14 protein-coding genes are annotated in these 14,476 nt (G+C 67.2%); 5 read left to right on the forward strand and 9 right to left on the reverse strand.

Annotated features, from left to right (window positions below; all coding sequences use genetic code 11):
* Positions 1-126: 126 nt before the first annotated feature.
* From ACYVF5_RS03475 to ACYVF5_RS03515, 9 genes are all read right to left on the reverse strand, one after another.
* Complete coding sequence (locus ACYVF5_RS03475; RefSeq protein WP_460943375.1) at positions 127-1,089, reverse strand: LysR family transcriptional regulator; 963 nt, start codon at positions 1,087-1,089, stop codon at positions 127-129.
* Between the two features lie 62 nt (positions 1,090-1,151).
* Entirely contained in the window at positions 1,152-2,552 is a 1,401-nt protein-coding gene (locus ACYVF5_RS03480) for an NAD-dependent succinate-semialdehyde dehydrogenase (RefSeq protein WP_460943377.1), read from the reverse strand.
* Entirely contained in the window at positions 2,549-3,508 is a 960-nt protein-coding gene (locus ACYVF5_RS03485; RefSeq protein WP_460943379.1) for a fumarylacetoacetate hydrolase family protein, read from the reverse strand. The genes ACYVF5_RS03480 and ACYVF5_RS03485 overlap by 4 nt, the downstream gene beginning before the upstream one ends.
* 2 nt (positions 3,509-3,510) lie before the next feature.
* The gene (locus tag ACYVF5_RS03490) at positions 3,511-4,533 is read right to left on the reverse strand and encodes an ABC transporter permease (RefSeq protein ID WP_460943381.1); all 1,023 of its coding nucleotides are present in this window, start codon (positions 4,531-4,533) and stop codon (positions 3,511-3,513) included.
* Complete coding sequence (locus ACYVF5_RS03495; protein ID WP_460943383.1) at positions 4,530-6,161, reverse strand: sugar ABC transporter ATP-binding protein; 1,632 nt, start codon at positions 6,159-6,161, stop codon at positions 4,530-4,532. Before ACYVF5_RS03495 ends, ACYVF5_RS03490 begins: the two co-directional genes overlap by 4 nt.
* Entirely contained in the window at positions 6,158-7,294 is a 1,137-nt protein-coding gene (locus ACYVF5_RS03500; protein WP_460943385.1) for a sugar ABC transporter substrate-binding protein, read from the reverse strand. Before ACYVF5_RS03500 ends, ACYVF5_RS03495 begins: the two co-directional genes overlap by 4 nt.
* A 168-nt stretch (positions 7,295-7,462) precedes the next feature.
* Positions 7,463-7,993 (reverse strand): RpiB/LacA/LacB family sugar-phosphate isomerase, encoded by a 531-nt coding sequence (locus ACYVF5_RS03505; protein ID WP_460943387.1) that lies wholly within the window; start codon positions 7,991-7,993, stop codon positions 7,463-7,465.
* Between the two features lie 21 nt (positions 7,994-8,014).
* Positions 8,015-8,953 carry a VOC family protein gene (locus tag ACYVF5_RS03510; RefSeq protein ID WP_460943389.1) on the reverse strand — a complete coding sequence of 313 codons (939 nt, stop codon included), beginning with the start codon at positions 8,951-8,953 and terminating at the stop codon, positions 8,015-8,017.
* Between the two features lie 107 nt (positions 8,954-9,060).
* On the reverse strand, positions 9,061-10,278 hold the full coding sequence (locus ACYVF5_RS03515; protein WP_460943391.1) for a multidrug effflux MFS transporter: 1,218 nt from the start codon (positions 10,276-10,278) through the stop codon (positions 9,061-9,063).
* Positions 10,279-10,427: 149 nt separating this feature from the next.
* Here ACYVF5_RS03515 and ACYVF5_RS03520 point away from each other — a divergent pair, with 149 nt between their 5' ends.
* The 5 genes from ACYVF5_RS03520 (at position 10,428) to ACYVF5_RS03540 (ending at position 14,470) form a co-directional block, all read left to right on the forward strand.
* Entirely contained in the window at positions 10,428-11,360 is a 933-nt protein-coding gene (locus ACYVF5_RS03520; RefSeq protein ID WP_460943393.1) for a LysR family transcriptional regulator, read from the forward strand.
* A 201-nt stretch (positions 11,361-11,561) separates the two neighbouring features.
* A complete protein-coding gene (locus ACYVF5_RS03525) occupies positions 11,562-12,680 on the forward strand; it encodes an FAD-dependent monooxygenase (RefSeq protein WP_460943395.1) in 1,119 nt (372 codons plus the stop codon).
* Positions 12,677-13,240 carry a cupin domain-containing protein gene (locus ACYVF5_RS03530; protein WP_460943397.1) on the forward strand — a complete coding sequence of 188 codons (564 nt, stop codon included), beginning with the start codon at positions 12,677-12,679 and terminating at the stop codon, positions 13,238-13,240. Before ACYVF5_RS03525 ends, ACYVF5_RS03530 begins: the two co-directional genes overlap by 4 nt.
* Positions 13,224-13,667 carry a VOC family protein gene (locus tag ACYVF5_RS03535; RefSeq protein ID WP_460943398.1) on the forward strand — a complete coding sequence of 148 codons (444 nt, stop codon included), beginning with the start codon at positions 13,224-13,226 and terminating at the stop codon, positions 13,665-13,667. The genes ACYVF5_RS03530 and ACYVF5_RS03535 overlap by 17 nt, the downstream gene beginning before the upstream one ends.
* A complete protein-coding gene (locus ACYVF5_RS03540) occupies positions 13,664-14,470 on the forward strand; it encodes an SDR family NAD(P)-dependent oxidoreductase (protein ID WP_460943400.1) in 807 nt (268 codons plus the stop codon). Before ACYVF5_RS03535 ends, ACYVF5_RS03540 begins: the two co-directional genes overlap by 4 nt.
* Positions 14,471-14,476 lie beyond the last annotated feature (6 nt).

Here is a 14,476-nt window from a genome sequence, read left to right on the forward strand (position 1 = left end):
TCCTCATCGAGACGCGGCGGCCATCACCGAGCTCGGCGCGCGACCCCAGCACCCACCGGTGTTCCTCTCGATCGTATGGTCGGTCACCGGCGGTTTCGCATCGTCGCTTGCGATACCACGCATTGCTCAGTCGCCGACGGGCTCGAGAAACTCGTAGTCGTCGCCGAACTCGACGAGTTCCGAGGCGTGGCGAAGCATCTTCACGAGCCACTTCACTGCCGGGTCCTCGGACTTCGACGGATGCCAGAACGCGGCCTCGACCAGGGTCGCGGCGGGGAGAGGCGTTTCGGGTATCACGAGCTGAAGGTCGTCCAGATGCTGCAGGGCGACCCGCTCGGGAACGAACCCGATCATCGAGGTTCCTGTGATCACAAACGGCACAGGCAGAAACCCCTGCACCGATACTCCGATCCTCGGACTGATCTCAGCCGCGGCCAGAAGGTCGTCGATGTGCGTGACAATGCCCTCGCCGAAGCTGCTTCGCACATGCCGTAACTCGGCAAGGTCGGTCATCGACAGCCGGCCGGCCCTGAGACGCGGGTTGTTGGCCCCCGCGAGACAGACGAATCGGTCGCTGAACAGCGACTGGCGCGCACCGGGCACCCCCCGCCCCGCGCCGGCGACGACGAGGTCACGGCGAAGCAGATCGCTCTCGGTGACCGCCGCGCCGACCGGCAGCGAATCGAACTCCACGTCGACGCCGGGAGCGTGTTCGGCCAGCAGACGCAGCAGCGGGCTGGTGAGCTGCGACAGCAGGTAGTCGGACGCCGAGAGGTAGAACGTGCGGGTGCTGGTGGCCGCGTGGAAGGTCGGAAGGAGCTCCAGAGTGCGCGAGACCTCTTGCATCGCCTGGCGCACCAGGGGAATGAGCTCCTCACCCTTGGCGGTGAGCTCGAACCCCCGCCCGCTGCGGACGAGGATCGGGTCGTCGAACTGCTGACGCAGTCTCGCGAGTGAGCCGCTCACGGCGGGCTGTGTCATGCCGATGCACTCGCCCGCACGCGTCAGGTTCTTCTCCGTCAGGATGGCGTCGAGGACGACGAGCAGGTTGACGTCCACCTTCCGCAGATCGGCCAACACCGCCCTCACTCTCCACCCGCCTTCCGCCGGCTGGTGAACATTCTAGGTTCGAACGCCGAACTCGGCGACACTCATGCCCGTGGCATCTCGGCTGCCCACACGGCGCGCACGTTCGTGAACTCGTGCATTCCCTCGACGGACAGTTCCCGGCCGTAGCCGCTGAGCTTCACTCCGCCGAACGGAAGGCGCGGGTCCGAGACGACGACGCTGTTCACGAACAGGGCTCCCGAGTGGATGCCTCCGCCATAGCGCAGGCCCGCCTGCATGTCGGCCGTCCAGATGCTGGCGGCCAAGCCGTACTGCGAGGCGTCGGCGAGCTCGATCGCGTCGTCGGGCCCCTCCGCGCGCACAAGCGCCAGCACGGGTCCGAAGGTCTCCTCAGAGAACACCGGCATGTCGCGGGTGACATCGGCGAGCACTGTCGGGGCGTAGTAGTTGCCCGGCCCGTCGATGCGGTACCCGCCCGTCACGAGGCGAGCGCCCATGGCGATGGAACGGGTGACCTGGCTGTCGATGTCGTCGACGAACGAGGGTTTGGCGAGCGGGCCCTGCTGGGTGCCGTCGTTGAGCGGGTCGCCGACGGTGAGCGCTTCGACGGCGGTCTTCAGCCTGGCCTCGAAGTCGTCGATGACATCGCTTTCGACCACAAAGCGTTTCGCGCAGAGACAGCTTTGGCCGGTGTTCACGAATCGCGCGCGAACCGCCAGCGGTGTGATCGCCGCGATGTCGGCGTCGCGGAGGATCACAAACGGGTCGGAGCCGCCGAGTTCGAGAACCGTCTTCTTGAGGGCGCGCCCGGCGGCTTCGGCGACCGTCGACCCGGCCTTCTCGCTGCCCGTGAGGGTGACCGCGGCCACACGGGGGTCGGCGATGATCTCGCCGACCAGGTTGTGGTCGGCGAGCACGAGTGCCGTGAAGAGACGCTCGGGGAACCCGGCTCGTTCGAACAGATCCTGCAGCGCGAGCGAGCATCCCGTCACGTTCGACGCGTGCTTGAGCAGAGCGCCGTTGCCGGATGCGAGTGCGGGAGCAGCGAAACGCACGACCTGCCAATACGGAAAGTTCCACGGCATAACGGCGAGCACGAGTCCGATCGGCTCATAGGCGACGTAAGAGATGGCCGCCTCGGTGGCTACCGGCTTGTCCGCGAGGAACTCCTCGGCGTGATCCGCGTAGTAGTCGCAGGTCAGTGCGCACTTCAGCACTTCACTCCTGGATTCCGCGATGGGCTTGCCCATCTCGACGCTGATCAGCCGTGCGTGCGTCTCGACCTCGTCGCGCAGCAGCGCCGCCAGTGCGCGCAACAGCCCTGCGCGGGTGGCGACGGGCGTCCGTTTCCACTCCTGCTGGGCGGCGGCGGCACGCTCGAGAAGGTCATCGAGCTCGGCGCCGGCGACGGCGGGATACGACGCGAGGGTCTCTCCCGTGGACGGGTTGGCGGTGGTCACGGATGTCACAGCTGTCTGGTTCACAGACGGTCCTCACTGTAGGTTCGGCGGGCATGCGGCACGGTGATGCCCGGGCTGGTGGGGGCGACTATGGTGTTGCTGATCGTGCCGATGCCGTCGACGGTCATCGTGACGGTGTCGCCGACTTTCAGCGGCGCCGGGCGCGGTTGGACACCTCTGCTCCACGACTCGGCGAGGGCTCCCCATCCGCAGGTGCCGGTGGCCAGCACGTCGCCGGCACCCACCACCGCCCCGCGAGAGGCGTGCATCAGCAGTTCCTCGAACGACCACGACAGGTTCTTCGTGCTGTCGCGGCCGAGCTCCGCTCCGTTGACCGACACCGTCATCCCCAGGTCGAGCCGATCGCCGTCGCGGTACTGCTCGATCTCGTCGGCCGAGGTGATCCACGGTCCGAGGGTGCTGGCGAAGTCCTTGCCCTTCGAGGGTCCGAGGCCGACCTGCATCTCGCGCCCCTGGATGTCGCGAGCCGACCAGTCGTTCAGGATCGAGTAGCCGACGATATTCGCCAGTGCCTGCGACTGATCCGCGTCCCGCGTGGCGGTCCCGACGATCGCGGCAACTTCGAGCTCGAAGTCCAGCGCCGCGGTGAGGGGTGGCATGGGGAGCGGATCGTTCGCGCCGATCAACGACCAGGGATTCATAAAGAGGAAGGCCGGCGCCTCGTACCAGGCCTCGGGAATGGACCCGTCACCGCCCTCTGCCTTCTTCATCCCGGCGATGTGCGCCTCGAACGCCACGAAGTCGCGCATGGCCCGCGGCTCGATCGGAGGAAGCAGCCGGACCTGGTCGACCGGAGCGCGAAAGTAACGTCCGGCCTGGGCTTCGAGGGCGTTGCGCTCCTCGATGGGCAGATTCAGGATGCTCAGCACATCCGTCGCTCCCTGGATCGACTGGATCATGCCGTGACGGATGATGCCGACGAGCGGGAACCCGTGGTGTTCGAAACGAGCGATGCGCATCGTCAGCCCCGCTTCTTGCGTCGTCCGAGGTAGGTCGACAGACCGACCGCCGCGAGGAGCGCGATTCCGTTGAAAACGGGAGAGGCCCACCCGCTGGCGCCGCTGAGCACCAGACCCGAGACCGAGATCGAGACGAAGAGGGCGCCGATGACGGTGCCGATCACGTTGAAGAACCCCGGTTTGATGGCTGTGGCACCGAGAAACACGGCGGCGAGGGCCGGGAAGAGCAGGCCGTTCCCGCTGTCGGCGGTGGCGCTTCCCAGCCGTGCGAGCTGGATGACGCCCGCCCCGCCGGCGATGACCGCGGCGACGACGAAGCTCCACCAGACGTTGCGCTCGACCCGGATGCCGACCAGCTTCGCCGACGACGCATTCGAGCCGACGGCGTACAGCGACCGGCCATAGGGGGTGTGGGTGAGGAAGTACCAGGCCACGGCCGCCACGAGCAGCACAACGTAGACCACGACGGGCAGCCCGAGAAAGCGGGCGGACCCGAATCTCGTGATGGCCGGGTCGACGCCGGAGACGATGGTCTGGCCGCCCGTGTACCACTGAATGATTCCCGCGAGCAGCGTCGCCATGCCGAGCGTCGTCACAAAGGGGCTCATAAAGAACTTCGTCACGAAGAGCCCGTTGACCAGCCCGACGACCCCGGCGGCGAGGATCGGCACAACTATCGCGACCCAGAGGGGGGCGCCGGCGTTCGCCATGAGGCCGGCAGACATCACCTGTGTCGTGGCGGCGATCGCGCCGAGCGAGAAGTCGAAATAGCCGCAGATGAGCGGGAACAGCGCGGCCAGGGCGATCAGCGAGACAACAGCCTGGCTGCCGAGGATCACGTTCAGGTTGGCGATCGTCGGGAAGGCTGCGGAGCTCGCCGGATTAACGGTGAAGAAGACGAACACGAGGGCCGTCAGGATCAGCAGCGCGTAATTCTCCAGCATGCGCAGCGGCACACGCTGCCGCTGCGCGGGCGGCGGCGTCTTCACTGCCGTTTCCGGATGGGCGGTTGGCGTTGTGGTCATGATCTTCTCTTTTTGTCTGGGGCCGAAGGAGGCGGCTGGATGGTGCGGATAGACCCGGTCGGGTCTTTCAGGACGAGAGCTGTGAGACCGTCGATGTCGACCTCGCCGGCCAGGACTTCGCCGCCGATCCGCCCTCCACGCAGCAGCACGATCCGGTCGCACAGCGCGTGCAGTTCGCTCATGTCGGACGAGGCCACGAGCACCGCGCAGCCACCGGCGGCGGCCTGGCGGATGACCGCATAGATATCCGAGCGGGACATCACGTCGACGCCCTGTGTGGGCTCGTCGAGAAGAAGCAGTCTCGGGTTGCGCTGCAGCCATCTGGCGATGATCGCCTTCTGCTGGTTGCCGCCCGACATCGAGCTGAACAACGCGGCGGGGCCGCTCGTCTTGATGCTGAACCTTCTGATCAGGTCGCGGGCGGCGGAGCTTTCCCGGGAACGCGGCATCCAGCGTGTGACCCAGTTCTCGCGGAGGACGCTCATCGCGATGTTCTCTTGGATGGAGAGGTCGGCGAATGCCGCATCCCTGCCGCGGTCCTCTGGGACCAGCGCGATCCCCGCCTCCATCGCGTCGCCGATGTGGGCGGGTGCGAATCGTTCGCCGTCGAGCCGGATCGTGCCGGAGACAGGACGCTCGGCACCGAAGATCGCGCCGAGGAGCGACGATCGGCCGGAACCGACCAGGCCGGCGATGCCCACGATCTCGCCCTCGTCGACGCTGAGATCGACGCCGTTGAGAGGCCCGCCGGTGAGACCGTCGACGCGCAACACGTTTTTGCCGGTCGCGTGACCGATCGACCCCGTGGGGCGGAGGGCGGCGACGGCACCCCCTGCCATAAGCGACACGAGTTCGTCTTCTGTCGGCGTCGAGTCGACCAGTGTGCCCGCCACCTTGCCGTCGCGGAAGACTGTGAAGTCTTCGGCGACCGAGAGCACCTCGTGCATGCGGTGGCTGACGATGAGAACCGTTTGACCCTTGTCGGCCCGCCGGCGCACCATCTGCAGCAGCAGACTCGACTCGTGTGCGGCCAGGCTCGCGGTGGGCTCGTCGAGCACGAGGATCAGTTCCGCGCCCTCCTGGTCCTGCAGCGCCCGGGCGATCGCCACCATCGTCCGGTCCGACGGCCGAAGATCTTTGACCGGCGTGCGCGGGTCGGCCCGCAGCTCGTATTCGGCCAGCAGCTGACCGACCCGCTCACGGAGCCGGCGCCATCGGATGCTCCCCCCGGCGCGGAGCGGGTACCCGGCGTCGAGCGCGAAGTTCTCCTCGATCGACAGATCGTCGAAGAGCCCGAGATCCTGATGCACGAACCGGAGGCCGGCGGCTTGCGCCGTGTTCGGCAGATACGAGGAGTCCAGGGGGACGTTCCTGTCGAAGATCGTGAGCTCGCCGGCGTCGGCGGTGTAGACGCTCGCGAGAATCTTGATGGCTGTGCTCTTGCCGGAGCCGTTGCCGCCGAGCAGGGCGTGCACGGTTCCGCGTCGCACCGTCAGCGACGCGTTGTCCAGGGCCGTTGTGCCCCCGAAGTGCTTCGTCAGACCGGTGACGGTGAGAGCGACGGCACCGGTGGGGGCGGCTGCGGGAGCCGCGGCCGCCCCCACGGCGCCACGTGACGTGGGGGTCACAGACCCCAGGCTTTCTCGAAAGCCGACTCGAAGTCCACGCTGCCGAGATAGGGACCGCTGGCGGGCATGTTCGTGTCGGCGTCGATGGCCTGCATCGACTCTCCGATGTAGGCCGCCTCCTGGCCCGCGAGAATGCGGGCGGCCGTGTCGACCGACCCCCAGCCTGCCCACGTCACGGCGAAGCCGATCGTGGCGTCGACACCGCTGTCACCCTGGCGGATCATGTCGAGAACCGGCTCATCCCCTCCGCGTCCGATGACGAGCAGGTCGGCGTCGCGACCCGATTGGACGATGGCGGTGGCGAGGCCGCTGACGAGCCATCCGTCGATCGGCACGATGAGCACGTTGGCGTCGCTTGCGTTGAGGATCGCGGTGGTGACCTTCTGCACGAACGAGCCGTCGGCGACCTCCGGGTCGTTGACGTCGACGGTGTCGACGATCGTCCCGCCGCCGAGGTTGTCGAGTTCGGCTGTGAACCCGTCTGTGATCCACTGTCCCCAGGTCTGGCCCGTGAAGTTGAGCACCAGCGCCCTCACATCACCGTTGGTCTTGCCGTAGGCGTAGTCGGCCTGGAGCGTTCCGAACTGCTCCCACTGCTCCTGTGGTGTGTAGCCGTCGAGCCACAGCCGCTCCGATGCCCAGAGCTTGGTGGCGCAGTCGTCGACTCCACCGCCGCCGATGATCGTGATGCCGGCGTCAACAGCTTCTTGGAACGCGGCCTGAGCGACGGCGCAGCCGATCCCGATCGGAACGATGACATCCGCCCCGTCTGCGACCGCCTGCCGGATCGCCGTGGCGAACCCGTCAGGAGTCAGCTTGCCATCGGCGATGGTGGCCTCCCACCCCACTTCCTCGGCGGCCGCGACGACTGCCGCCGCAGGGACAGAGCATCCCGTGGCCTGCTCGCCGCACGAGACGACGTAGAGGCTGATGTCCGATTGTGGGGTGACGCTCGAGAGTTCGCTCAGGTCGCCGCCCACGCCGTCGTAGGCCGCCTGCAGCGCGGCCACGGCTTCGGTGCTGAGGTCATCGGTGTCGGATGTGCCTGCCGGCGCGGTGCCGCTGCTGCAGCCGGCGAGAACGAGAGCGGCGGCGACTATCGCGCCCGCTGTCGAGAGAGCTTTCTTGTTCACGGATTCCTCCTGCTGTGTGAAGCAAGCGGGAGCCCATGACCGAGCGTGGCCCCGTTGCCTTCAGTTCCGGGCGGCTTCTTTACCGACCGTCCCGCACAGTCAAGCAGTCCTGTCTGCAGGCCGGAACACCTGCCGGACGATGCCAACCATCGGGTGCGGCAATCTCTCCTACGAGTGGGTGCTGCCGTCCGTGCCGGTCGGCACGTTGGGGCGCCCCTCGTCGATCAGCCAGCCCTCGATGGTGCCCGCCGACTCGAACTCGTTGGTGTTGAGGATGCGGCGCGCGTCGTCGAGCAGACCGGCGAAGGGCTCATCGATCAGTGCCTGCACAACGGCCAGCTCGGCATCCCGGTCCAGTATCCGGGTGCCGATCGTGACAATGCTGACGTCGGCGTGTCGTCGCGCTTCGCGGACGAGCTCCTCCGTCGCCCCGGCGATCGCGCGCACGCCGGCGACCTTATTGGCCGCGATGCTCTCTCCCGCGCCGCTGGCGCCCACGATCACCCCTCGAGCGGGCGTGCCTGCGTCTTCATCTGCGACGACGGCCTGACCGACCCGGATCGCGAAAACCGGATAGTCGTCACCCGGATCGAGCTCCGCCGGACCGTGCCAGATCACCTCGTGAACGGCGGACAGCGTGGATTCGAGAGCGCGGGCCCGCTCATACCCGTTGTGGTCGGCTGCGATGTGGATGCGCATATCGGTCCTCTCTCGAGATCATTACACGGGCGGGGCGACGAACAGCCCGCTGTCGACATCGTTGAACGACTCCCGAGCCACCAACTCGCTCATCTCGTTCGCCGTGCCCCACTGGTCCTGTGTCGAGACGAGGTTGACGTCGAGACGGCTCGGATGCCAGGTGTCCTCGTCTTCGATGGTGGCGAGCTCGGTCGTGTACTCCAACGTGTTTCCGGCCGGGTCGAGAAAGTAGGCGAACGTGTTGTCGCCCGCGTTGTGCCGACCCGGGCCCCAGACCATGCGCGCACCGCTGCGCAGGATCTTGCCGGAGCCCCGCATCCACTCTTCGATGCCGCGCATCTCGAACGAGGCGTGGTGCAGCGAGGCGTGAGGACCCTGCGCGATGGCCATGGAATGGTGCGCATTGTTGCACCGCATGAAGTTCATCAGGTCTCCCATCGCCGAGCTGTAGAGAACGTCGCTGATGGCGAAATCGAGGTTGTCGATGTACCACTGGGTCGTCGCGGCCATGTCCGTGGTGTTGACGACGACGTGGGAGAGTTTCACCGGAACGGGTTCGCGCGGATTGATCTTTCGGCTCCGGCGCAGTTCGACCCCCGTCGAGAACTCCAGGGTGCGCCCGTCGTGATCGAAGACCCGGAACCCGTACCCTCCGCCCGGCTGCGTCAGCGGACCGGGCTCCGAGACGAACCGCACGCCGTTCGTGTGGAGGCGGGCGGCAAGCTCGTCGGTGTCTGCGACCGAATGCACGCCGAAGCAGATGAGATCGATGCGCTTGTCGCCGCGGCGCAGGCGCACCACGTAGGGCTCGGGCGATCCCTCGGCGGCCAGATAGGCGATCCCGTCGTTCGATTCCACAGCGGTCAGACCCCAGTGTCTGGTGAGGAACTCACGCTCCACGTCGTAGTCCGGCGTTGCGAGTGCGAGGTAGCGCAGGTGTGAGATGAGTCGCTGAGTCATCGTTGATCTCCTTGTTCGTGGCATGGGGTGCTCGCGCGCGAGGACTGACGCCGATTCGAGGGTACGTCCGTTCCCCCGGCACAGGCACCTGGCCTGCCCGATACCACCTATCGGCCTGAGACGGTTCTCGGCCGCTCCGCCCGTCGCCCGAGGACGACCCCTGTCCCCGCCACCGTCGCGCAGGCCGCGCCGAGAATCGCGAGCGGGCCGAGAGCGGCCTCGCCGAGCACACCGACGAGCGGCGCGCAGATCCCGGCCACGAGGAACTGGACAGCTCCCATCAGCGCAAGGGCGGACCCGCGCGCGAACTGCACGTCGGCGAGTGCGAGCGATGTCGCCGGACCGAAGACGAAACCCATGCTCGACGCCCAGACGAAGAGGATCGGCAACACGGTGAACACCGAGACGGTCCCGGTCAGCACGACGACCCCGAGCGCCACGGCGACGACAGCCTGGAGCGCGACCCCGATCTCGAGCAGAGCCCGAGACCCGACCCGCGAGACGAGGACCGCCGTGAGCGACCCGGCCAGCATCAACCCGACGCCGTTCGCCCCGAAGACGAGTGTGTAGCCCCCGGCGGTGAACCCGAGAATCCCTTGCACAACGAACGAGGATGCCGAGATGTAGGCGAACATCATGCCGAAGCCGAAGCACAGGACGAGGGCGTACGCCACGAAACGGCGGCTGCGGAGAACAAGGCCGTACGTGTGTGCCAGCGCGCGGGCGCCGCCCGTGCGCCGCTCCTCGAGCGGGAGCGTCTCGGGTACGACCAGGATCGTGGCCACGAGCACCGCCACCGAGAGCAGGCAGAGCGCGACGAAGATGCCGCGCCAGTTCGCCACCCCCATGATGAGGGCTCCGCCGATCGGCCCGACGATCGGCCCGATCCCGACGACGAGCCCGAGCGCGGCGTAGCCGCGCGCAGCCGTGTCGCCCTGCGCGGTGTCAGAGACGACGGCGCGACTGACGACCACTCCCGCCGCCGCGCTGAGCCCCATGACGGTGCAGCAGACGATCAGCAGAAGGATCGAGGGGGCAGCTGCGGCCAGAAGCGCCCCCAGCGACATCAGGGCCGCTCCCCCGATCAGAAGGGGTCGCCGACCGTATCGGTCAGACAGGGTGCCGAGCAGCAGCTGACCGCACGCCATGCCGATGGTGAAGGCCGTGAGTGTGAGCTGCACGGTAGACGGGGTCGTGCCGAACTCGGTCACAAGAAGAGGCAGAGCCGGCAGAAAGGCGTCTGTGCCGAACGGTCCCAGGATTCCGTTCGCACCGAGCACCAGGAGCAGGCCGGCGGTCAGGGTCGTTCGTCGCCTCAGTGTCATACCCGTCAGTCTTGCTCAGCCCCGCCGCGTCGAGGATGATTTCTTGCCATGCCTGCCATCGCTCCCGTTCTCCCCGTTGCCGAGCACACGGGTTAGGGTGTGAGATGCGGTCATCATCGGATGCTGTATGCGACGCAAAGGAGCGCGATGTGAACTTCGCGGGCAAGGATCTGAACCTGCTCGTCGCTCTCCGGGCCCTGCTCGAAGAGGCGAACGTCACCCGGGCCGGCGACCGCCTGCAGATGGGACAGTCCTCGATGAGCTCCGCGCTCTCTCGCCTTCGTCTCCAGTTCGGCGACGAGCTTCTGGTGCGGGTCGGCCGCGACTACGAGCTCACCCCCATGGCGCGGCTCCTGCTTCCCCAGGTGCAGCTCACGCTGCCCTTGATCGAGCAGGCCCTCGGGAGCGAGGGACCGTTCGACCCCTCTACCTCATACCGGGTCTACAACCTGCAGATGTCCGACTTCGCGGTGCTCGAGCTCGGCCCCGCGCTCGACGCGGCCCTGCAGGCCGCGCCCGGCATCCGGATCAACCTGCTCCCCCTTCCGAGCAATCCGACCGACAGCCAGCACGACCTGCTCACGAGCGACTTCATCGCAGCGGTGCCGGGTATCGGGATCGAGGGCGAGAGCGTCGAGCTCTTCACCGATCGCTACGTGTGCCTGGTCGATCAGCACAACCCCGAGCTCATCGACGGCACACTGAGCTGGGATGCGTTCTGCCGCCTGCCGCAGGCCGTCTGCAACTTCGGGCAGGCGCATCTCACTCCGTCGGATCGCCGTCTGCGGGAGCTGGGCTTCACGCCGAACGCCCACGTCAAGACCTCGAGCTTTATGTCCCTCCCCTCGGTCGTCTCCCGCACCGACCTGGTCGCCGTTGTACCCCGGCGCCTCGCGGAGCGTCTCGGTCCCTCCACCGGGACCGTCGGGGTGCCCACTCCCTTCGAGACGGTGGAGATCATCGAGACGCTCTGGTGGCATCCCTCGCACAACGCCGATCCCTCGCACGCCTGGCTGGGCGAGCTGATCGTGCGGACGGTGCGGGACGAGCATCCGAGAGACGTCCGCGAACGGGTGCGCTGAGCGTCGGCCTGACTCGCGGTCACCCACGACAGTGGTCGTGGCTCGCAGACGCGGCGAAGGCCCCACTCGGGCGGGTGGGCGCGTCGACCATGACTTCCGGTGATGCCTGCCATCATCGCGGCCGACTTCCGGCGCGTCTCGCACGCGCCTAACGTGTGAGCCAGCCGCAACGACGCATGCCTGAATGGAGAACCTGGTCGAATGACACTGGAGAACGTACTCGTGGTCGGCGGTGGCATCACCGGTTCGGTGGCCGCCATCGCGCTCGCCCAGAAAGGTGTGACCGTCTCGTTGATCGAGAAGTCGTCACGGTGGATCGGAGTCGGCCACGGGCTGACCGTGCAGGGCAACGCCCTCAAGGTCTTCCAGCAGATCGGCGCCCTCGAGCGCATCCTGGAGAAAGCCCATCCGTTCAGCCGGCTGGAGATCTGTCATGCGGACGGGCATGTGATGACCGTGCTCGACACCCCCCGCACCGGCGGTGCGGCGCTTCCCGCGACCGCTGGCGTCTTGCGCAGCGATCTGCAGACCGTGCTCATGGACATGATCCACGAGCTCGGCATCGAGGTGCGGCTCGACACCAGGCTCGAGTCGTTCGCGAACCACGACGACTCGGTCGAGGTCGTCCTCTCGACGGGCGAGACGAAGAGCTACGATTTCGTCATCGCCGCCGACGGAATCCGCTCCACGGCCAGAGAGCTGCTCGGCCTGCCGCAGGTCCCCGCCCCGACGGGGATGGGAATCTGGCGCGTTGTGACCGAGCGCACCCCCGAGATGGACGTTTCGGCGGTGTATTACCACGGCCCGGAGTACAAGGCAGGCTACACACCGATCTCCGACTCCCTCTGCTACGCATACGTTCTCACCGACCCGGTCCGGCCTGACAACGGTCTGAGCGACTGCGACGAGATGAAGCGTCTGCTCTCGGGTTATCACGGCCACATGGACAACGTGCGGGAGAACCTCACCGACGCCGACTTCATGAACTTCCAGCCCATCGAGTGGCTGCTCGTCGACGAGCCCTGGCACAGGGGCCGGGTGATCGCGATCGGCGACGCCGTGCACGCGTGCCCACCGCTCATCGCTCAGGGTGCTGCACAGTGCTCTGAGGACGCACTCCTGCTCGCCGACTATCTGACGCGCGACGGCGACCTGGAGACGCTGCTCACCGAGTACGAAGAACGACGTATGCCTCGGGTCACCCTCGTCGTCGACGCCTCCCTGCAGCTGGTCGAGTGGGAACTGCACCCGGAGACACCGGATGCCGATCCGGGCGCGCTGATGGGTTCGTCGCTCGCCGCCCTGACGAACGCCGCATGAGGCGCGTTATGCCCGAAGAGATGCCGTCCGGCACCATCCCGCGTCGCGTCGTCACCGGTCACGACGAGCAGGGGGTGTCCATCGTCCTGTCCGACGGACCGGTCCCGGTGCACCGCATCATGCCGCAGGACGGCGTCGGGTTCTATGAGATCTGGCAGACCGACGCGATGCCGGCGCCGCTGCATGCGACAGAGCCCTCGGAACCCACTCAGCGGACACTGCGCGTTCCGCCCGAACCTGACGGCACCAAGATCCGCATCAACGAGTTCTTCCCCGGCCACCTCGACGATCTCGGCAATCAGTCGCCCGTGCACCGCACGGAATCGGTGGACTACGGGATCGTCCTCGAGGGCGAGATCGTCCTCGTGCTCGACGACAGCGAGGTCGTGCTGCGAGCCGGCGACGTGATTGTGCAGCGCGGCACCGACCATGCCTGGGCCAACCGCAGCGAGGCCGTCGCGCGCGTCGCGTTCATTCTCATCGACGGGCGGTTCAGCCCCGAGCTTCAGCGAATACTCCCCGCCGGTGCGAAGGTCATGCACCATGGACCCCACGACTAGACAGGACATCATGTATCTCGATCACGTCGGCCTCAGCGTCGCAGACCTCGATGCCCAGGTGCAGTGGTACTCTCGCGCGCTTGGCCTTCGGGCGGCAACTCCGTTCGAGATCGGCCCGCTGCAACTCCGCGGGGTGTTTATGGTCGGTGAGAACGGACTGGCCATCGAGCTGCTCGAACGACAGGGCTCGGTCCCCGGTCTTCAGGCGCCCGACACGGCGACGGCTCTGCTGACGCGAGGCTACGGTCACATCTGTCTCCGCATCGACGACGTGGACTCCGCTCATACCGCCCTCCTCGACGCCGGCGCCGTCGAACGGATGCCGCCACAGCAGTCCCCCGAACCGGGAGTGCGGATGTCGTTCGTCGCCGATCCCGAGGGCAATCTCATCGAGCTCCTCGACCGCCGTGGACCGGTCGGCGCATGACCGCGACCGCCCCGCTGCCGGGCCTCGAGCACAAGACCGTGGTGATCACCGGAGCAGCAGGGGGTCAGGGCGCCGCCGAGAGCCTGCTGCTGCTCGCGTCTGGGGCGACGGTCATAACCACCGACCTCGCCGACGCTCCGCCCGCATCCCTCGTCGACGCCGCGGAACCGCTGCCGGGCACGCTGCTGTACCGCCAGCTCGATGCGGGATCCGAAGAGCAGTGGTCTGACCTCGCCGCCTGGCTCACCGGGCGGGGCAGCGGAGTGCACGGGCTCGTCAACAACGCGGGCATCCCCTTTCGGGCACGACTCGGCCAGATAGCGCTCTCGGACTGGGAACGCGTTCTCCGCGTCAACCTCACCGGCCCGATGCTCGGCATCCAGGCCCTGCTGCCCCTTATGGCCCCGGGCGCCTCCATCGTCAACGTGGGTTCGTCTGCAGCGCTCACCGCTCACCACACTGTCGCCTACACCGCGAGCAAATGGGGCCTGCGGGGTCTCACCCACGTCGCCGCCACCGAGTTCGGCGCGCGCGGCATCCGCAGCAACATCGTGCACCCCGGGTACATCAACACGCAGATGATGGCTGCGGCCCCACCCGTTATGGCCGAGGCACAACTGCAGCTCACTCCCCTCGAGCGCACGGGCGAGCCGGAGGAGGTCGCCGCCGTTGTCGCCTTCCTCCTCTCGGATCTCTCGTCCTATGTGAACGGAGCCGAGATCCCGATCGACGGAGGCTTCACCTCGTCTGCCGGGATCAAGTACATGTCCGACATGATCGCGCGCGCAAGCGCCGCGCTCTGAGATCAC

It is taken from the genome of Okibacterium endophyticum, from assembly GCF_054780075.1.

Bases quoted from the DNA above. Each gene is read 5' to 3' on its own strand.
- ACYVF5_RS03515 (WP_460943391.1), bottom strand. From the start codon at position 10,278: ATGACACTGAGGCGACGAACGACCCTGACCGCCGGCCTGCTCCTGGTG.
- ACYVF5_RS03505 (WP_460943387.1), bottom strand. From the start codon at position 7,993: ATGCGCATCCACATCGCAGCCGACCACAACGGGTATGAGCGGGCCCGC.
- ACYVF5_RS03510 (WP_460943389.1), bottom strand. From the start codon at position 8,953: ATGACTCAGCGACTCATCTCACACCTGCGCTACCTCGCACTCGCAACG.
- ACYVF5_RS03485 (WP_460943379.1), bottom strand. From the start codon at position 3,508: ATGCGCATCGCTCGTTTCGAACACCACGGGTTCCCGCTCGTCGGCATC.
- ACYVF5_RS03490 (WP_460943381.1), bottom strand. From the start codon at position 4,533: ATGACCACAACGCCAACCGCCCATCCGGAAACGGCAGTGAAGACGCCG.
- ACYVF5_RS03540 (WP_460943400.1), top strand. From the start codon at position 13,664: ATGACCGCGACCGCCCCGCTGCCGGGCCTCGAGCACAAGACCGTGGTG.
- ACYVF5_RS03535 (WP_460943398.1), top strand. From the start codon at position 13,224: ATGGACCCCACGACTAGACAGGACATCATGTATCTCGATCACGTCGGC.
- ACYVF5_RS03525 (WP_460943395.1), top strand. From the start codon at position 11,562: ATGACACTGGAGAACGTACTCGTGGTCGGCGGTGGCATCACCGGTTCG.
- ACYVF5_RS03530 (WP_460943397.1), top strand. From the start codon at position 12,677: ATGAGGCGCGTTATGCCCGAAGAGATGCCGTCCGGCACCATCCCGCGT.